Genomic DNA, 16,041 nt, shown 5'->3' on the forward strand with positions numbered 1-16,041 from the left:
CTGTGACCGCGATGCGCGCCCCGCGTGCGGGGCCGGCGCGGCAAGGAGACGTCCGATCGACATGAAGGAGCAGGTCGTGGAGAAGGCAGCCCGGATGACCGACCAGATCCGCGAGACGGCCGAGCAGGCCGCGCAGTTGGTGAAGGACAAGACCCCCGACCCGGTCCTGGACAAGGCCGCGCAGGCATCCCGACAGGTCGTCCAGGCCACGACCCACGTCGGCCGGCTCGCGGCGGACAAGACACCCGAGTCGGTCCTCGACACGGCGGGCCAGGTCGCGGGAAGGGTCCGGGCGAACCGTGCCCCGCTCCTCGTGCTCGGCGCCCTGCTGGCCGTGTACGCGGTGGTGCGTCGGAGCCGGGGCCGCAAGTGAACGGCGTCAAGATCGCGTACAAGCCCGTCGGGTTCGCCCTGGGCGCCGTCAGCGGCATGCTCGCCGGGATGGCGTTCAAGCAGGCCTGGAAGTTGATCGAAGGGGAGGGCGACGCCCCCGACGCCACCGACGAGGACCGCTCCTGGACGGAGATCCTCATCGCCGCGGGCCTCCAGGGGGCGATCTTCGCGGTGACCAAGGCCGCCGTGGACCGGTCCGGAGCGGTCGCGGCACGGCGTCTGACGGGCACCTGGCCGGGTTGAGCCCACCCCGGCGCCGGCCCCGGACACGGCCCCCGCGCCACCCGCCCGGTCGGCGGCTCGGATGTGACACACGTCGCATCCGGCCGTCGATCCGGTTTGCGGTCGCCATGATCGCGCAGAAGCGGTTCCTGGAAGACCCACCGAGGAAAGGACCGGCCATGACGGCCCCCGAATCCCAGCAGGTGGCCGATCCGGAAGCGGTGAAGCGCCATCCCATCCTGTTCCGTGCCGTCAGGCAGCGCCGGAACCCAAGACTCCGTCGGACGGACATCACCGTCACCGACGAGCAGGCGGTCAAGCGCGCCGTGAAGGCGGCGTCGCTCGGCAACGCCATGGAATGGTTCGACTTCGGCATCTACTCGTACCTCGCCGTCACCTTGGGCCACGTCTTCTTCCCGTCCGGGAGCGACACCACCCAGTTGCTGTCCTCGTTCGCCACCTTCGCCGTGGCCTTCCTGGTCAGGCCCCTCGGCGGAATGTTCTTCGGCCCGATGGGCGACCGGCTCGGCCGCAAGAAGGTCCTGGCGCTCACCATGATCATGATGGCGGTCGGGACGTTCGCCATCGGTCTCATCCCCTCGCACGACACGATCGGCGTGTGGGCCCCGGTCCTGCTGATCGCCTTCCGCATGCTCCAGGGCTTCTCGACCGGCGGTGAGTACGGCGGCGCCTCCACCTTCATCGCCGAGTACGCCCCCGACAAGCGGCGCGGCTTCTTCGGCAGCTTCCTGGAATTCGGCACCCTGGCCGGCTACGTCGGCGCGGCCGGCCTCGTCACCGCGCTGTACGCCGTGCTCGACGACCCGCAGATGGAGACCTGGGGCTGGCGCATCCCGTTCCTCGTCGCCGGACCCCTCGGCCTGGTCGGCCTGTACCTGCGCCTGCGCCTCGACGAGACCCCGGCCTTCCAGAAACTGGAGGGCGGCAAGGCACGTGCCACCGAGGCCGCCGACGGCGTGGAGACGACCACCAAGGGCGACCTCGGGAAGATCTTCCGGCAGTACTGGCCGACGCTGATCCTCTGCGTCTGCCTGGTCGGCGCGTACAACATCGCCGATTACATGCTGCTGTCGTACATGCCGACCTACCTGTCGGACGAGCTCGGCTACAGCGAGACGCACGGCCTGCTCATCCTGCTCGGCGTGATGATCTTCCTGATGCTCCTCATCAGCCAGGTCGGCAAGCTCTCCGACCGGTTCGGCCGCAAGCCGCTGCTGATGGCGGGCATGGTGGGCTTCTTCGTGCTGTCGCTCCCCTCCTTCCTCCTGATCCGCCAGGGCGGCATCCCGGCGATCACCCTCGGCATGCTGATGCTGGGGCTCTCGCTCGTCTGCCTGCTCGGCACCATGTCCGCCGCCCTCCCGGCCCTCTTCCCGACGCAGGTCCGCTACGGCTCGCTGTCCGTGGGCTACAACCTGTCGGCGTCGATCTTCGGAGGGACGACCCCGCTGGTGATCACGGCGCTCATCAGCTGGAGCGGCACGAACCTCATGCCGGCCTACTACGCGATGGCCGCGGCCCTCGTCGGCATCATCGCCGTCGCCTGCATGAAGGAGACCGCGCAGAAGCCGTTGGACGGCTCCCCGCCCTCCGTCGAGACGAAGGAGGAGGCCGCGGAACTGTGCGCGGCCCAGTCACCCGACCCGAAGTTCTGACACCCGGATCCACCCCTCCGGGACGACCCGGGAGGCCCCCGGAACCCCCGGCCCCCGGAACCCCCGGGACCAGGAACGGCCTGTACCGCTTCATCGAAGCGGTACAGGCCGTTCCGCGCGGTTCGGGCGCCGGCGCCTCGCGTCAGCGGCGCGGGCCCTTCCCGCCCTCACCCCGACGGGAGCTGTCCCTGCCCTGCTCGTAGCGGACCTGCTCCTTGCGCACGGTGTCGGAGACCGCCTGCTGCTCCGTGACCCTCTCCGTCTCCAGACGCACGCGCTCCACGGGCACGGTCTCCTTGCGGGTCACCGCGCGTTCGGCGTGCAGGGTCACCTCCGTCTCGGCCTCGCCGATGGCGCCGCCGCGCACCCGCTCTCCGCCACGGACCGGTTCGCGTACGACACGGACCTCCTCGTGACTGACGGGGACCGTGGTGGTGACGTTCTCGGTGACGACGACCTTCTTCAGTCGGGCGCGCCCGACCTCCTCGTTCGTGGTCCCCACGCGCAGCCGCTCCTCGGAGCGGATCAGCTCGTCCCCGCCGCGGCCCTCGTCCCGGTCGTCGACGTACGTCCCCGTGGCGATGCCGGGGGCGTCCACGGAGGTGCGGTGGGTCTTTCCGCCGCCCTTGCCCTTGCCGCTCCCGTTGCCGTTGCCGTCGGCGGCCGCGGGGGACAGACCGTAGTGCCGGTAGAGCCTGTGCTCCTCGTCGGAGTCGAGGTGTTGGTCGGCGTCGACCCGCGGGGCGTCCTTGACGACGTCCTTGGCGTGCGGGACGTGCAGCCCCTCGCCGTCGCTGCGGGCGCCCGCGAGGGGAACGAACGACTCCTTCATGCCGAACCAGCCGGTCTTGACGGTGACCCATTCCGGCCGGCCCGTCGCGTCGTCGCGGTAGACCTGACCGATGCTGCCGATCTTCTCCCCGTCGGCGTCGTAGGCCGTCAGGGTCAACAGCTGCTCGGTGCTCAGGAAACCGTTTCCAGCGCTCATCGGTGAATCCTCCAGTGCGGTTCGGCACGTGGCGCGCGGCAACCTCGTTGTTCCGCGCTCACCCCGTGCCCCCTCCAGACCGCACCCTGAGCCGTGCCGCCGCAACCGGTCCGGGTGGCGCGGGACGGCCGCCGGACGCCCGGATCCGCTGTGTGACCGGGGCGTCACCCCCGGCGACCCGTCTACTCCGAACGGGTGGCCCGGTCCGGGCGTCGGGAGGCCCGGGCACAGGTCCGCGCGGCCGGTCGCGCGTCCCCGTCGGCGTGCAGATCCAGGGCGCTCAACAGGGCGATGTAGTCGTCGGGGTCGGTGGCGCGGGAGGCGACCGTCCTGCGGGCCCGCTCGCGCCGACCGTCGCCGTCGGCTTCGGGGAAGTCGTCTGTGCGGAGGTCGTGGTTCATGACAGCCGATACGACCACACTCCGGGGCCCGCGGTACAACCGGGGCGGATCGGCCCGCGTGATCCCCGATTATTGGGGAGGCGCCCCAGGGAACGGCAGCGCCGCCACGATCGGGCGGCGCATCGAGGAAAGGACGTGCTCATGAGCGAATCCGACGCCCGAGGCGACGACGTCTACCAGCCCCAGCCCGACGACGAGCGTTCCGAGGAACCGGACATGGACCACAGCGTCGGGGAGCTCGACACCGACGCCCGCCTCGACCAGGGGTACTCCCCGCCCGAGCGGCCCTACGCGAGCGACCGCCGCGCCACCACCGGCGAGGAACAGCAGCAGGGCGAGAGCCTCGACGAGCGTCTCGCCCGCGAGGTACCCGACGTGCAGCCCCCGGCGGGGGACGGCATCGGAGACCTGGACGGCGGGGAGGGTGAGCCCGTCGACCCGCAGGCGGGCGACGCCCGCGCCGGCCGGTTGGCACCCGCCACGGACTCCCCGCGGGAGAACAACGTGCTGGCGCACGACGTGGGCGTCGACGCCGGCGCCGCGTCGGCCGAGGAAGCCGCGGTACACGTCATCGAGGACCCGGAGGAGGAGCCGCGGTAGCCGACGGCTCGACCCCCTCCGGAAGAGAACCCCCACGAGACACCAGGAGACACACCATGGCCGAGAAGGAATCCACCAGGCCCACCCCTCCGTCGCAGGCGCCCGGGGAGAGCGGCGACCCGCAGGCCCGGAAGGAAGCGGAGGAGGCGGTCGTTCCCGGCACCGGGAAGGACGAGGGCGGCGAGGCCGATCCGTCGAAGAGCAACGCGCGGCGCCGTGCGCCCGGTCCCGTGAAGTCCGCCCGGGGTGAGTAGCCGGTCCGCCCGACCCCCGGCCCCGGGCCCCGACGCCCGACCCGACCGCCTCAGGCGGTCGGGTCGAGCACCCCGTGTCCCCGGCGGAGTTCGGCGACCAGCCGGCCCGCGTCGGTGAGGAGCGTGCCCTGAAGGGTGAAGACCGCCGGATGCGTGTCGGGGGAGTTCAGGGCCTCCCTCTGGGCGTGGTCGAACTCGGCGGTCGTCCGGTCGAGGATCTCGCCGAGCAGCCGGGGCTCGGTCCGGACGGTCCGGCCGATGTGCTCCAGGGCGTCGGCCGCCGTGCGCAACAGCGAGGCGTACGCGGAGCGGAACGAGGCGGGGACGGCGTCCAGTTCGCCGTTGTCGAGGGCGTAGTGGAGGCTGCGGCTGATGGACCGTACGTGGTCGAGGCCGCGCTGGGCCACGTCGACCGCCTCCTGGGCCCGGGGAGTGCCTGCGCCGCGCCGGCGATGCTCCGACGCGGATTGAGCCGGCCGTTCTCCGTCTCCGCGTCGATGGCGTGCCGGATCCGGTCGGCGTCCGCGGACAGCCGCCGCCAGTCATGGCGCAACTGCTCCACGCGGGCCGCGTCCGGGTTCTCGGAGTCGATCGTGTCGGCCAGTACGTTCACGCGCCGGCAGACGCCCTCGTACAGGTCGGCCACGGCCTCCTGCCGGTGACGGGTGTGCCGGGCGGGCGCGAGGACGAGGTGGGCCGTGAGCCCGCAGAGCGCGCCGATGACGACGGAGGCGACGAGATGGCCGATGTAGTCGATCCTGCCCTGTCCGGAGGAGAAGGCGAAGAAGCCCACGATCGCGACCTGGGTGCCCTGTTCGCCCAGGCGCCGGACACGGCCGAGCGCGAGTGCGGCGAGGGTGAGCACCCCGAAGGTCCAGCCGTGGATGCCGGCGACGGCCGCCAACGAGGCGGCGAGGGCCGCCCCCACCGCCATCGCGATCAGGTACTGCGCGCAGTGCCGCACCGAGCGGTACACCGTCGTCTGGAGAGCCACGAGCGCGGTGAACGGGGCGAACGTGGCCACCGCGGCCGGCAGGAAGTGACGGGCCGACATCCACGCCGCCATGGCCGCCACCACGGTCTTCGCTCCCAATACCAGGACGTCGCGCTCGCTCCCCTGGTGCAGCACCCCCCGCCGGACACGTCCGGCGGCCTCCGTACACGTGGTCCTCACCGTTCCCGGCAGCTTGCTCCACTCGGGCATCCCCCACCTCCGACGTGGCGTATGCCCTGCCGGGTCACGGCAAACGTGACGATCACCGCGCTGTGAAAGGGGGTTGGCGGTCGGGCTTCGGGACACACGGCCGACGTGCTGAAGATACTTCCGGTGGCCCTCCTCGCCACGTTCGCGGCGGGTGCGTGCGTCGCAGCCGTCCTGGCCTCGCCGTGGTGGTGGGCGCTCGCCGTCCCCCTGCTCCCGCTCGCGGCGGTCGCCGTCCACGACCTCGTGCAACGCCGGCACTCCCTGCTGCGCAACTATCCGCTGCTCGGGCACCTGCGCTACGCGCTGGAGGCGCTGCGGCCGGAACTCCAGCAGTACTTCATCGAGCGGAACTTCGACGGCCGCCCCTTCGACCGCGACACCCGCAGCATCGTCTACGAGCGCGCCAAGGGCACCGACGCCGAGGAGCCGTTCGGCACCGAACGCGACCTCTACCGGCCCGGGAGCGAGTACCTCACCCCCTCCATGGCCCCCCGACCCGTGCGCACCGACGCGCCCCGGGTCCGGATCGGGGGCCCCGACTGCACCCGGCCGTACGACATGGCCCTGCTCAACGTCTCGGCCATGAGCTTCGGTTCGTTGTCCGCCAACGCCGTACTCGCCCTCAACACCGGTGCCCGGCGCGGCGGTTTCGCCCACGACACCGGCGAGGGCGGCCTGTCCGAGTACCACCTGCGCCCCGGCGGGGACCTCGTCTGGGAGATCGGCACCGGCTACTTCGGCTGCCGGACGGACGACGGGGACTTCGACGAACGGCAGTTCGCGCGGAAAGCCGCGCACGAGAACGTCAAGTGCGTGTCGTTGAAGATCAGTCAGGGCGCCAAGCCCGGCATCGGCGGGGTGCTGCCCGGGGCCAAGGTGAACGCGGAGATCGCGAAGGTGCGCGGGGTCCCCCAGGGGAAGACGGTGATCTCGCCACCCTTCCACCGCGTCTACTCCACTCCCCGCGAACTGGTGCGCTTCCTCGCCCGGATGCGCGAGTTGGCCGGCGGCAAGCCCGTCGGATTCAAACTGTGCGTCGGATCGCGCCGCGAGTTCCTCGCCGTGTGCAAGGCGATGCTGGAGGAGGACACCACCCCCGACTTCATCGTCGTCGACGGCGCCGAGGGCGGAACGGGCGCGGCGCCACTGGAGTTCGCCGACCACATGGGCCTGCCGCTCGGCGAAGGACTGATGGCCGTCCACAACGCCCTCGTGGGCGTCGGGCTGCGCGACCGGATCCGGATCGGCGCCGCGGGCAAGGTCGCCACCGGAAGCGACCTCGTCAAACGACTCCTCCAGGGCGCCGACTACACCAACGCCGCCCGCGCCATGATGTTCGCGATCGGTTGCATCCAGGCGCAGCGCTGCCACACCAACACCTGCCCCGTCGGAGTGGCCACCCAGGACGAGCGGCGGGCCCGCGCCGTCGACGTCGGTGACAAGTCCCGGCGCGTCGAGCGCTACCAGGAGGCCACCGTCAAGAGCGCCCTCCAGATCATGGCGGCGATGGGCGTCGACGAGCCGTCCGGGCTGCGCCCGCACCAACTGCTGCAACGGGTGGACCCGCACACCGTGCGTTCCTACGCGGAACTCCACGAATGGCTCGCCCCCGGACAACTCCTCGCATCAGCGCCCGAGAGCTGGGCATCCGACTGGCGGGCGGCCGACGCGGACCGCTTCACCCACTGACCCGGCACCACCCACCGACCCGGCACTCGCGCGGAGGGCCGTACCCGACCGAAGGGGCACTCCTGTGGCACGCACCGTCGCCCAAGTGATCGTCGACGCACTCAAGGACCTGGGCGTCCGGCACGTCTTCGGGGTCGTCGGGGACGCCCTCAACCCGTTGACCGACGCCATCCGCACCACCGACGACCTGAGCTGGGTCGGCTGCCGCCACGAGGAGGCCGCCGCCTTCGCCGCCGGGGCCCAGTCCCAGCTCTCCGGCACCCTCGGTGTGTGCATGGGCACGGTGGGACCCGGCTCCGTGCACCTCCTCAACGGGCTCTACGACGCCGCCAAGAGCCACGCCCCCGTCCTCGCGATCTGCGGCCAGGTACCCCTCGCCGAGATCGGCAGCGACTACTTCCAGGAAGTCGACAACGACCTGCTCTTCCGTGACGTGGCCGTCTACCGGGCCACCGTCACCTCCCCGGACCAGATGCCCCGGATGCTGGAGTCCGCCGTGCGCGCCGCCGTCAGCCGGGGCGGGGTGGCCGTCCTGACCGTCCCCGGCGACCTGGGCGACCGGGAGCTGACCGAGGACCGCCCCACGCGCTTCGCCCTCGACCGCGCCGTCACCCGCCCCGACGACCCGGCGCTCACCGAGGCCGCCGAGCTCCTCAACGCCGCCTCCCGGGTCACCCTGCTGGTGGGACGGGGGGCCCGCGAGGCCCGTACCGAGGTGCTCGGGGCCGCCGAGCTGCTCTCCGCCCCCATGGTCCTCACGCTGAAGGCGAAGGAGGGCTTCGAGGACGACAACGCCTTCCAGGTCGGCCAGACCGGACTGATCGGCAACCCCGCCGCCTCCCACGCCCTCGACGGCGGCGACGCCCTCCTCATGCTGGGCACCGACTTCCCCTACCGCGACTGGTACCCGAAGGACTGCAAGGTGGTCCAGATCGACACCCGCGAGGAACACCTGGGACGCCGGGTGCCCGTGGACGTGGGCCTCGCCGGCGACGTGGGCGCCACGCTGCGCGCCCTGCTCCCGCTGCTGAACCACGTCCCCGACCGTACGCACCTCGACGACGCCCGGGACCGCTTCACCCGCTGGGAGGAGGGCCAGCGGCGTCTGGCCGACCCCGCCCACGAGCACCGGTGGACGGGCAGGCTGCGGGCGGCGCTGGACAACCGCGACCACCAGATCCGGCCCGAGGCACTGGCCGCCGCGGTGGACCGGTACGCCGACGAGGACGCCGTCTTCACCTCCGACACCGGCATGGCCACGGTCTGGCTCTCCCGTTTCGTCACGATGCGCGGAGACCGGCGCCTGATCGGCTCGTACAACCTCGGCTCGATGGCCAACGCCATGCCCCAGGCGCTCGGGGCCCAGCTCTGGGCGCCCGACCGCCAGATCGTCGCCTTCTGCGGCGACGGCGGACTGAGCATGCTGCTCGGCGACCTCATGACGATCAAGACGTACCGGCTGCCGGTGAAGCTCGTCGTGTTCGACAACCGACGCCTCGGCATGGTCAAACTCGAACAGGAGCAGGCGGGCCTCCCCGAGTTCGGCACGGAGCTGGACAACCCCGACTTCGCGGCCGTGGCCACCGCGCTCGGCATCACCGGCATCCGTGTCACCGATCCGGACGATCTCCACGACAGCGTGCGCCGGGCGTTCGAGACCCCGGGCCCCGTCCTGCTGGACGTGCTGACCAATCCCGAGGAAGTGGCCGTGCCGGGCAAGCCGACCGTGAGCCAGGGGTGGGGCTACGCCATCGCCAAGGTCAAGGAGATCCTGCCGAGCCGCGAAAGCTGACCCGCGGTGCCTCGCGGGGCCGTCCGGGTGACTCTCGCCGCAGGCGCCGTACGAGGCCCGCCGGCGGGAGTCCCGGCCGGGAAACATGGCCGCGTCCCCTCGGTGCGAGGGGCGACCAGGAAAGAGGATCCATGTCCGAACTGTGGAGCTACGGCCCCGACTCCCGCTACCCGGTCGGCGCCGTGCTGATCGGCTTCACTGTGGAGGCCGCCGACGGGCACATCGGCAAGGTCGACTCGCACACCGAGGACGTCGGGTCCTCGTACATCGTCGTGGACACCGGGCCGTGGATCTTCGGCAAGGAGGTCCTCCTGCCCGCGGGGACGATCGAGCGCGTGGACATGGAGGGGGAGAAGATCCGGGTGAGCCGTACCAGGGAACAGATCAAGAACGCACCCGAGTACGACAAGGACAAGCACCGCGCAGACGCCGCCTACCGGAGCCGGGTCGCCGACTACTACGGGCGCGACCAGGGCTGACGTCGCCACCCCGGGCACCCGCGACACGCGGCCCGGCCGGCCGGTTCACGATTCCGTCGCCCGGGGTAGCCTCGCACCGGATGCGCTGCCCGGGAACGGGCAGCGGACGGCTTGTCGTGTGGAGCGACCGGGATCCGGCGCGTTAAGGGGTCGCAGGTGGAGCAAGGCGTGGTGGTGCTGCCGGACGACGGCGGGGTCCGTGTGATCACGTGCGTGGGGGAGTTCGATCAGGACACCCTGGGACCGCTGACCGCGGCGAGTGCGGCGGCCGTCGCCGATCCGTCCCTGCGGCGGATCGTGTTGGACGTCCGCGAGGTCACGTTCGCCGACTCCTCGCTGCTCAACCACATGGTGATCCTGCTGCGCAGCGGCCGCCTGGTCCTCGCCGGTCCGGTACCGCCCCGGCTGAACCGACTCCTGGAACTCACCGAGGCCCGCGCGCTGTTCACCATCACCGACGGCGTGGACGAGGCGCGCGCCGTGTGAGCCGCCCCGCGGGCGGCGGCTCAGGTCTGGAGCGTCGCGGCGGCGAGGTCGGGGTGGACGGTGACGACCTGGTCCGCGCCGGTGACCTCCAGCAGCCGCCCGAGTTGACGGGAGGGCGCGGCGATCCGCAGGTCGGTGAGCTGCCGCACGCGCAGCAGCACGCTCAGGCACGTGGAATCCGCGAAGGAGACGCCCCGCGCGTCCAGGATCACGATGTGGTGGGAGGCCGCGGCCTGACTGAGTGCCGCTTCCAGCGGAGGGAGCGTTTCGAGGTCCAGTTCTCCGCGCGCCTCGACCACCCAGGCCGCTCCCGAGGCGTGCTGGTAGCCCAGGGGGCCTTGCGACGCGCTCGCCCCGGTCGCGTCCGCTCGGATCGGTCCGCTCATGGTTTCGTCTCCCAAGACGTGTGCTCCGGCGGCGAGTACGCCCGACGGCCGCGAGCGTGATCGGGTCTCGAACGTCGGGGGCGGGGCACGATCAGGCCGCCGCGGCGCGCGAGTCGGCGGCCGGTTGACGCTCCTTCGCCGTCAACCCGCCCCAGACCCCGTACGGTTCCGCGACGCTCAGGGCGTGCTCCAGGCAGCGGGCCCGCACGGGGCAGGCCGCGCACACGGCCTTGGCCGCTTCCTCGCGGATCGCCCGGTCCGGTCCTCGTTCGCCGTCCGGGTGGAAGAACGCCTCCGAGCCCAGGCCGCGACACGCGGCCTCCATCTGCCAGATCCAGTGGTGCTCCGCCCGCCCGGGCAGATGTGACACCTTCGCCATCCCCATTGCTCTCCCACGGCCGCGTCCATCGAACACATTCCTCAAAGGCCGTCTGACCGCAAAGACTTGTTCGAAACATGGGACGGGGTCCGTCGCCGGGATCCAGGGCGGCGGCGGGGCGTCGGGAGACCGTCGTCGCTGGTGGCGCGCCGTGTCACCGCACCGCCGTAAGTCCGCCGATCGCGGGTAGGCGGGATTCATGACTGCCATTGCACACGCCACCGAGATCCCCTCCGACATCGCCACCGGCGCGCTCGCGGCCGAGGGCCAGGGCTCGCTGTACCTCGTCATCGCCGGCGTGGTCCTGGTCGTCCTGCTGATCGGTGCCTTCTGGTACGGCAGCCGACGCAACGCACGGCGCGCGGCCCCGGCTCAGCCGACCGAGCAGCCCCCCGCGGCGCGAGGACGCGAGGACTCCTGGCAGACGCCGGGGGAGGCCGCGGGAGGCACCGACCCCCGCCCGTGAGCCGTGCCCCCGCCGCTCTCGTCCGCCCGGCTCCGCGCGCCGGGCGGTCGCCGCGCTCACGCGGCCGGCTCCCGGGGGTGAGGCGCCCTTGGGGGCGCCGTGAGGTCACATGGGGTCCATGGTCCCGGCGCCCGGGCCGTTCTCCTGCTCGCTCTTCTCGCGAATGTGCAGGGCCTTCTCCGTCAGCCGCTGCCGTTCCGCCGGATCCGTGGCCCGCTGGGCCGCCTGCTCCAGTTCCTGGGCCTTGTCACGCATCTGCCGTGTTCGCGCGCTCGGCCGGCTCTCGTTGCCCATGATCCGTCCTCGGGTCGGGGGACTGCGTCGGGGAGTACCGCCTTCCCCCAGCCAAACAGGGCTCGAGCCCGTCCGCCACCCTGGCGGGCGGGGTCGCCCCCTCACGGCTCCCGCCGCCTGCCGGGAGGCCGGCGCGGCAGCTCGTCGTGCAGGAGCCGGCCGACGAGCGCGCCGCCGAACACGACGACTCCGACGCCGACCAGCCAGGACTGGATGACGAGGACGGTTCCGAAGAGGCCGTAGGTGACGGCGCTCGACGCGATCAGCGGCGAGAAGACGAGCCGGGAGAAGATCCGGAGCCCGAACAGACCGGTCATGGTCGCCACCGCGCCGGGGAGCAGCGCGCGCCAGGGGAGCCGACCGGCGAGCAGCAGTCTCTGGGACCACCAGAAGAACAGGACGCCGATGAGGACCGTGACGAAGCCGCGGGCGGGGGAGTGGCGCCACGGCGGGGAGAACGCGGACAGGTACAGGACGCCGATCAGGACGCCGAGCCACAGGACGTGCCGCCACCGGCCCCACCACCGGGCCGGGGGCAGGTCCCAGACCCGTTCGTAGCCGCTCTGCAACATCGTCGCGAAGGACAGACCGAACACGGCCAGGAGCGCGAGGCCGAACGCCGTCGTGGTCCGCCACGCCTGTCCCGGCAGGGCGAAGAGACGTTCGATCTCCACCCTGGCGGTCGCCGACACCCCGAGCCCGTCCCCGAGCCACTGCGCGAACCCCTGCCCGCCTCCGGCGTCCGCCGCGGACACGACGATCAGCAGCGGTACCAGCGTCAGGAACCCGAGGGCGGCGAACCCGAGCGATCGTTGCCACAGATCCAGTTCCCGCACGCGTCCCCACCGGCGCCCGGCCCGCGCGCGCCGGATCGCACTGCGCAGCCGTTCCGCGGCCGACAGCCGGCCTGCCCCCTCAGAGCCGTTCATCGCCGCAGGGGGACGTCAGGCGCCTCGTCCGCCGGCGTGGCGAGGAGAACGTGGGGTGCGAGGTGGGTGTGACGCGCATGGCCGCTCCAACTGCTGCTCCCACCGTAGGACCGAGGGACGGATGTGGCACACGCTGAAGGCCGGCCCATCATGGGGGGGCGGGACCGGCCGCACGCTCATGCGGCCGGGCCGCGCTCCCGGCAGTGCGCCGACCGGAGGTGACGCCATGGACACGGACATGGACGAATCGCGCAGGGAGGAGTCACGCAGGGCGTGGCTCATGATCTCCGGCATCCTCGCCGTGATCTTCGCCGACCTCCTGGCGATCATCCTGATGAACACCGTCGGCACGTAGCCGGCCCCGGGAGACGGATGGATCAGGCGGGCTGCGGGGTGAGGCGCTTGAGGCCCTTGCGGTCGTAGTACCCGGTCATGGCGAAACCGAAGAGCAGGGCGAGCACCACGCCGACCGCGATCATGATCCAGGAGCGGGTCAGCCCGGCGTCGCCCCGGGCGTCGAAGTAGAGGATGGCCCGCACCCCGTCGCTGAGCTGCCGCATGGGCTCGAAGTGCGACAGGAAGCGGTAGAAGCCGGGCACCGCCTGGAGCGGCACCGTGGCGCCCGACGAGGGCAGGCCCAGCACGATGAACACGAACATCGACACCAACTGGCCGATCCCGCCGAACGCGGCGTTGATCGCCTGTACGCCGAGGCCGACGGCGAGGGCCGCGCAGTAGGAGAAGATCCACAGCAGGGGCACGTGGGAAGCGTCCATGCCGAGGACGACGACGCAGGCGAAGAGGACCAGCGAGGCGCTCAGGAGGGTGATGCCCGCGGTCATCGCCATCTTCAGCAGGAGCGTCTGCGTTCGGTTGATCGGCACGGTGGGACGCCGGGTGTGCCAGGGGCCGATCTCGTTGTCCGCGTAGCCGAGGGCGGTGTCGACGCCGTTGCCGATGACGTTGCCGCCCATGAATCCGGCCAGCACGAGCAGCAGGGTGTAGTAGAACGCCGTCAGGCCCAGACCGCTCTTGTCGCCGATCGGGTGGCCGACGCCGGTGACGACGTGCACCGGGTCGGCGAGCAGCAGCCCCACGGTGGGACTCGACTGCGTGCCCACCGCGGCCGTGAGCTGCCGGCCGAGGCTCCGGGACGCCTGGTGCGCCGCCTTCGTCGTGATCTGACTGGCGAGGGAGGAACCGAGACTTCCCTTGCCCGGGTTGGTGAGCACGGTGATCGTCGGCTGCTCGGTGGCCCGTGACGTGGTGAGCGCGGCGACGGTGTTCGTGAACCCCACCGGGACGACCAACGCGCCGTACACCTTGCCGGAGTCGAGCTGGTCCTGGGCCTCGGCGCGGGTGAGCGTGCGCCAATCGGCCTTGCCGCCGCCGGTGTCGGCCGCGATGGCCGCCGTGACCTGCGCGCCCAGGTTCTCCTTCTGCCCGGCCGGCGGCTTGCCGGTGTCTTCGTTGACCAGGGCGATGGGCAGGTCGTGCAGGTCCCAGTTGGGGTTGACGATCCCGCCCATGTACAGCAGGGACAGCAACAGGGCGAGCAGCCCCGTGAGGACCGTGGGCACCAGCCACAACCGGGGGCGGCGCACCAGCGTCGCGGCGGTGGCCTGAGGGGCGGTGGGCTCGGCCATGGTTCTCCGTGGGTTCCGGGCGGTGCGGGGACCGCGCAACGGGGCGGGACGGCCGACCGGGTCACGCCGTGCCGACCGTACGAGAGGCCAGGATGCGGCCCGCACGGCTGTCCGCCGGTGCACGCCTCGCGTTCCTCCCCCCGTTGCAGTACCGGCCCCCCGGCCCCCGCCGTGGACCGGCACGGCCTAGGGTCGAAGGATGTGTCCCGGCACAGGCCCTGACACTTGGTCCGACAGAAGAGGAACGCACATGGACGAGCGCTTCGACGTCGTGGTACTCGGCGCGGGACCCGGCGGATACGTGGCCGCGATCCGCGCCGCCCAACTGGGACGGCGCGTCGCGGTCGTGGAGGAGAAGTACTGGGGCGGTGTCTGCCTGAACGTCGGCTGCATCCCGACCAAGGCGCTGCTGCGCAACGCCGAACTCGCCCACCTCTTCACCCACGAGGCCAAGACCTTCGGCATCAAGGTGGAGGGCAAGGTCACCTTCGACTACGCGGAGGCGTTCAACCGCAGCCGCCGGGTCGCGGACGGCCGGGTCAAGGGCGTCCACTACCTGATGAAGAAGAACGGGATCACCGAGATCGACGGACGGGGCACCTTCCTCGACGCGAACACCCTGCGGGTCGCCCAACCGGACGGCGGCACCCGGGAGGTGTCCTTCGACCAGTGCGTCATCGCGACCGGCGCCACCCCGAGGCTGCTGCCCGGAACCCGGCGCAGCGAGCGCGTCGTGACGTACGAGGAGCAGATCCTGGCCGAGGACGTCCCGGAGTCCGTCGTGATCGCCGGCGCCGGCGCCATCGGGATCGAGTTCGCCTACGTCCTGCACAACTACGGCGTGAAGGTCACCATCGTCGAGTTCCTCGACCGGATCGCACCGCTGGAGGACGCGGACGTCTCCGCCGAACTCGCCAAGCAGTACCGCAAGCTCGGGATCGACGTGCTGACCTCGACCAGGGTCGAATCCATCGACGAGTCCGGCCCGCGGGTGCGCGTACACGTCACCGGCAAGGACGGCGCCCCGAAGGTGCTGGAGGCCGACAAGGTGCTCCAGGCGATCGGCTTCGCGCCGAACGTCACCGGCTACGGCCTCGAAGCCACCGGCGTACGCGTCACCGAACGCGGGGCGATCGAGGTCGACGGCCGCTGCCGCACCTCCGTCCCGAACATCTACGCCATCGGGGACGTCACGGCCAAGCTCATGCTGGCCCACACCGCCGAGGCCATGGGCGTCATCGCCGCCGAGACCATCGCCGACGCCGAGACGATGGAACTCGACTACCCGATGATCCCGCGCGCCACCTACTGCCAGCCGCAGATCGCCAGCTTCGGCTGGACCGAGGCCCAGGCGAAGGAGAAGGGCTTCGACGTCAAGGTCGCCAAGTTCCCCTTCACCGCCAACGGCAAGGCGCACGGCCTGGGCGACCCGGTCGGCTTCGTCAAGCTGATCAGCGACGCCACCCACGGGGAGATCATCGGTGCCCACCTGATCGGGCCCGACGTCACCGAACTGCTGCCGGAACTGACCCTGGCCCAGCAGTGGGACCTGACCGTGCACGAGGTCGCCCGCAACGTGCACGCCCACCCGACGCTGGGCGAGGCGGTCAAGGAAGCCGTCCACGGACTCGCCGGACACATGATCAACTTCTGAGTGGGGGAAGGCCGTCCCGGGGGCGCGGGACCCCCGCGCCCCCGGGACGACCTCACGCAGGGCCGGATGTCGGGCCCGGCCGCCGGGCCCTCCCGTCCCGCCG

The 16,041-nt window shown here is 71.7% G+C and carries 20 protein-coding genes and 1 pseudogene; 12 read left to right on the top strand and 9 right to left on the bottom strand.

Features of this window, described 5'->3' with window-relative positions; genetic code table 11:
- Window positions 1-61 precede the first annotated feature (61 nt).
- From ACQEVM_RS14550 to proP, 3 genes are all read left to right on the top strand, one after another.
- Window positions 62-373 (top strand): hypothetical protein, encoded by a 312-nt coding sequence (locus ACQEVM_RS14550; RefSeq protein ID WP_433078662.1) that lies wholly within the window; start codon window positions 62-64, stop codon window positions 371-373.
- Window positions 370-636 (top strand): DUF4235 domain-containing protein, encoded by a 267-nt coding sequence (locus ACQEVM_RS14555; RefSeq protein WP_266952658.1) that lies wholly within the window; start codon window positions 370-372, stop codon window positions 634-636. The genes ACQEVM_RS14550 and ACQEVM_RS14555 overlap by 4 nt, the downstream gene beginning before the upstream one ends.
- A gap of 158 nt (window positions 637-794) precedes the next feature.
- Window positions 795-2,291 (top strand): glycine betaine/L-proline transporter ProP, encoded by a 1,497-nt coding sequence (proP, locus tag ACQEVM_RS14560; RefSeq protein ID WP_433078664.1) that lies wholly within the window; start codon window positions 795-797, stop codon window positions 2,289-2,291.
- 142 nt (window positions 2,292-2,433) lie between these two features.
- On the opposite strand, the gene ACQEVM_RS14565 is transcribed toward proP, so the two are convergent.
- Together ACQEVM_RS14565 and ACQEVM_RS14570 are read right to left on the bottom strand one after the other, a co-directional pair.
- Window positions 2,434-3,279 (bottom strand): DUF2382 domain-containing protein, encoded by an 846-nt coding sequence (locus ACQEVM_RS14565; RefSeq protein ID WP_433078666.1) that lies wholly within the window; start codon window positions 3,277-3,279, stop codon window positions 2,434-2,436.
- Between the two features lie 182 nt (window positions 3,280-3,461).
- Window positions 3,462-3,680 (bottom strand): hypothetical protein, encoded by a 219-nt coding sequence (locus tag ACQEVM_RS14570; RefSeq protein ID WP_433078668.1) that lies wholly within the window; start codon window positions 3,678-3,680, stop codon window positions 3,462-3,464.
- Between the two features lie 141 nt (window positions 3,681-3,821).
- On the opposite strand from ACQEVM_RS14570, the gene ACQEVM_RS14575 reads away from it, so the two are divergent.
- Window positions 3,822-4,280: a DUF5709 domain-containing protein gene (locus tag ACQEVM_RS14575; RefSeq protein ID WP_433078670.1), complete on the top strand. Its 459-nt coding sequence runs from the start codon at window positions 3,822-3,824 to the stop codon at window positions 4,278-4,280.
- A gap of 56 nt (window positions 4,281-4,336) precedes the next feature.
- Window positions 4,337-4,534, top strand: coding sequence for a hypothetical protein (locus ACQEVM_RS14580; protein WP_433078672.1), 198 nt, complete (start codon window positions 4,337-4,339; stop codon window positions 4,532-4,534).
- Between the two features lie 50 nt (window positions 4,535-4,584).
- Here the strand turns inward: ACQEVM_RS14580 and ACQEVM_RS14585 are convergent, their stop codons facing one another.
- Both ACQEVM_RS14585 and ACQEVM_RS14590 read right to left on the bottom strand, forming a co-directional pair.
- Complete coding sequence (locus tag ACQEVM_RS14585) at window positions 4,585-4,941, bottom strand: hypothetical protein (protein ID WP_433080077.1); 357 nt, start codon at window positions 4,939-4,941, stop codon at window positions 4,585-4,587.
- A gap of 347 nt (window positions 4,942-5,288) precedes the next feature.
- Window positions 5,289-5,738 (bottom strand): annotated as a pseudogene (locus ACQEVM_RS14590) (aromatic acid exporter family protein); the annotation flags it as partial.
- 105 nt (window positions 5,739-5,843) lie between these two features.
- Between ACQEVM_RS14590 and ACQEVM_RS14595 the strand changes: the two are divergent.
- From ACQEVM_RS14595 to ACQEVM_RS14610, 4 genes are all read left to right on the top strand, one after another.
- On the top strand, window positions 5,844-7,427 hold the full coding sequence (locus ACQEVM_RS14595) for an FMN-binding glutamate synthase family protein (protein WP_433078674.1): 1,584 nt from the start codon (window positions 5,844-5,846) through the stop codon (window positions 7,425-7,427).
- A 64-nt stretch (window positions 7,428-7,491) separates the two neighbouring features.
- The gene (locus ACQEVM_RS14600; protein WP_433078676.1) at window positions 7,492-9,219 is read left to right on the top strand and encodes a thiamine pyrophosphate-dependent enzyme; all 1,728 of its coding nucleotides are present in this window, start codon (window positions 7,492-7,494) and stop codon (window positions 9,217-9,219) included.
- A gap of 131 nt (window positions 9,220-9,350) precedes the next feature.
- Window positions 9,351-9,698, top strand: a complete 348-nt coding sequence (locus ACQEVM_RS14605) for a PRC-barrel domain-containing protein (RefSeq protein WP_433078678.1) — start codon at window positions 9,351-9,353, stop codon at window positions 9,696-9,698.
- A 156-nt stretch (window positions 9,699-9,854) separates the two neighbouring features.
- Window positions 9,855-10,184: an STAS domain-containing protein gene (locus ACQEVM_RS14610; protein WP_433078680.1), complete on the top strand. Its 330-nt coding sequence runs from the start codon at window positions 9,855-9,857 to the stop codon at window positions 10,182-10,184.
- 20 nt (window positions 10,185-10,204) lie between these two features.
- Here ACQEVM_RS14610 and ACQEVM_RS14615 read toward each other — a convergent pair whose 3' ends face one another.
- Both ACQEVM_RS14615 and ACQEVM_RS14620 read right to left on the bottom strand, forming a co-directional pair.
- Window positions 10,205-10,570, bottom strand: a complete 366-nt coding sequence (locus tag ACQEVM_RS14615) for an STAS domain-containing protein (protein ID WP_433078682.1) — start codon at window positions 10,568-10,570, stop codon at window positions 10,205-10,207.
- A gap of 91 nt (window positions 10,571-10,661) precedes the next feature.
- Window positions 10,662-10,949: a WhiB family transcriptional regulator gene (locus ACQEVM_RS14620; protein ID WP_433078684.1), complete on the bottom strand. Its 288-nt coding sequence runs from the start codon at window positions 10,947-10,949 to the stop codon at window positions 10,662-10,664.
- 199 nt (window positions 10,950-11,148) lie between these two features.
- Between ACQEVM_RS14620 and ACQEVM_RS14625 the strand changes: the two genes are divergently transcribed.
- On the top strand, window positions 11,149-11,415 hold the full coding sequence (locus tag ACQEVM_RS14625) for a DUF6479 family protein (RefSeq protein WP_433078686.1): 267 nt from the start codon (window positions 11,149-11,151) through the stop codon (window positions 11,413-11,415).
- A 105-nt stretch (window positions 11,416-11,520) separates the two neighbouring features.
- Here ACQEVM_RS14625 and ACQEVM_RS14630 read toward each other — a convergent pair whose 3' ends face one another.
- Together ACQEVM_RS14630 and ACQEVM_RS14635 are read right to left on the bottom strand one after the other, a co-directional pair.
- Window positions 11,521-11,709 carry a DUF6381 family protein gene (locus ACQEVM_RS14630; protein WP_266968406.1) on the bottom strand — a complete coding sequence of 63 codons (189 nt, stop codon included), beginning with the start codon at window positions 11,707-11,709 and terminating at the stop codon, window positions 11,521-11,523.
- 101 nt (window positions 11,710-11,810) lie between these two features.
- The gene (locus tag ACQEVM_RS14635; RefSeq protein ID WP_433078688.1) at window positions 11,811-12,638 is read right to left on the bottom strand and encodes a ribonuclease BN; all 828 of its coding nucleotides are present in this window, start codon (window positions 12,636-12,638) and stop codon (window positions 11,811-11,813) included.
- 226 nt (window positions 12,639-12,864) lie between these two features.
- Between ACQEVM_RS14635 and ACQEVM_RS14640 the strand changes: the two genes are divergently transcribed.
- Window positions 12,865-12,993 carry a hypothetical protein gene (locus ACQEVM_RS14640; RefSeq protein WP_433078690.1) on the top strand — a complete coding sequence of 43 codons (129 nt, stop codon included), beginning with the start codon at window positions 12,865-12,867 and terminating at the stop codon, window positions 12,991-12,993.
- Window positions 12,994-13,015: 22 nt separating this feature from the next.
- On the opposite strand, the gene ACQEVM_RS14645 is transcribed toward ACQEVM_RS14640, so the two are convergent.
- Window positions 13,016-14,284, bottom strand: coding sequence for a YhgE/Pip domain-containing protein (locus ACQEVM_RS14645; RefSeq protein ID WP_433078692.1), 1,269 nt, complete (start codon window positions 14,282-14,284; stop codon window positions 13,016-13,018).
- A gap of 250 nt (window positions 14,285-14,534) precedes the next feature.
- Here ACQEVM_RS14645 and lpdA point away from each other — a divergent pair, with 250 nt between their 5' ends.
- The gene (lpdA, locus tag ACQEVM_RS14650) at window positions 14,535-15,938 is read left to right on the top strand and encodes a dihydrolipoyl dehydrogenase (protein WP_433078694.1); all 1,404 of its coding nucleotides are present in this window, start codon (window positions 14,535-14,537) and stop codon (window positions 15,936-15,938) included.
- Window positions 15,939-16,041 lie beyond the last annotated feature (103 nt).

Source organism: Streptomyces sp. CA-243310, from assembly GCF_050936775.1.
Classification (GTDB): Bacteria; Actinomycetota; Actinomycetes; order Streptomycetales; family Streptomycetaceae; genus Streptomyces.

Bases quoted from the DNA above. Each gene is read 5' to 3' on its own strand.
- ACQEVM_RS14615 (WP_433078682.1), bottom strand. From the start codon at position 10,570: ATGAGCGGACCGATCCGAGCGGACGCGACCGGGGCGAGCGCGTCGCAA.
- ACQEVM_RS14605 (WP_433078678.1), top strand. From the start codon at position 9,351: ATGTCCGAACTGTGGAGCTACGGCCCCGACTCCCGCTACCCGGTCGGC.
- ACQEVM_RS14635 (WP_433078688.1), bottom strand. From the start codon at position 12,638: ATGAACGGCTCTGAGGGGGCAGGCCGGCTGTCGGCCGCGGAACGGCTG.
- proP (WP_433078664.1), top strand. From the start codon at position 795: ATGACGGCCCCCGAATCCCAGCAGGTGGCCGATCCGGAAGCGGTGAAG.
- ACQEVM_RS14550 (WP_433078662.1), top strand. From the start codon at position 62: ATGAAGGAGCAGGTCGTGGAGAAGGCAGCCCGGATGACCGACCAGATC.
- ACQEVM_RS14625 (WP_433078686.1), top strand. From the start codon at position 11,149: ATGACTGCCATTGCACACGCCACCGAGATCCCCTCCGACATCGCCACC.
- ACQEVM_RS14570 (WP_433078668.1), bottom strand. From the start codon at position 3,680: ATGAACCACGACCTCCGCACAGACGACTTCCCCGAAGCCGACGGCGAC.
- lpdA (WP_433078694.1), top strand. From the start codon at position 14,535: ATGGACGAGCGCTTCGACGTCGTGGTACTCGGCGCGGGACCCGGCGGA.
- ACQEVM_RS14620 (WP_433078684.1), bottom strand. From the start codon at position 10,949: ATGGCGAAGGTGTCACATCTGCCCGGGCGGGCGGAGCACCACTGGATC.
- ACQEVM_RS14645 (WP_433078692.1), bottom strand. From the start codon at position 14,284: ATGGCCGAGCCCACCGCCCCTCAGGCCACCGCCGCGACGCTGGTGCGC.
- ACQEVM_RS14630 (WP_266968406.1), bottom strand. From the start codon at position 11,709: ATGGGCAACGAGAGCCGGCCGAGCGCGCGAACACGGCAGATGCGTGAC.
- ACQEVM_RS14640 (WP_433078690.1), top strand. From the start codon at position 12,865: ATGGACACGGACATGGACGAATCGCGCAGGGAGGAGTCACGCAGGGCG.
- ACQEVM_RS14575 (WP_433078670.1), top strand. From the start codon at position 3,822: ATGAGCGAATCCGACGCCCGAGGCGACGACGTCTACCAGCCCCAGCCC.
- ACQEVM_RS14565 (WP_433078666.1), bottom strand. From the start codon at position 3,279: ATGAGCGCTGGAAACGGTTTCCTGAGCACCGAGCAGCTGTTGACCCTG.
- ACQEVM_RS14580 (WP_433078672.1), top strand. From the start codon at position 4,337: ATGGCCGAGAAGGAATCCACCAGGCCCACCCCTCCGTCGCAGGCGCCC.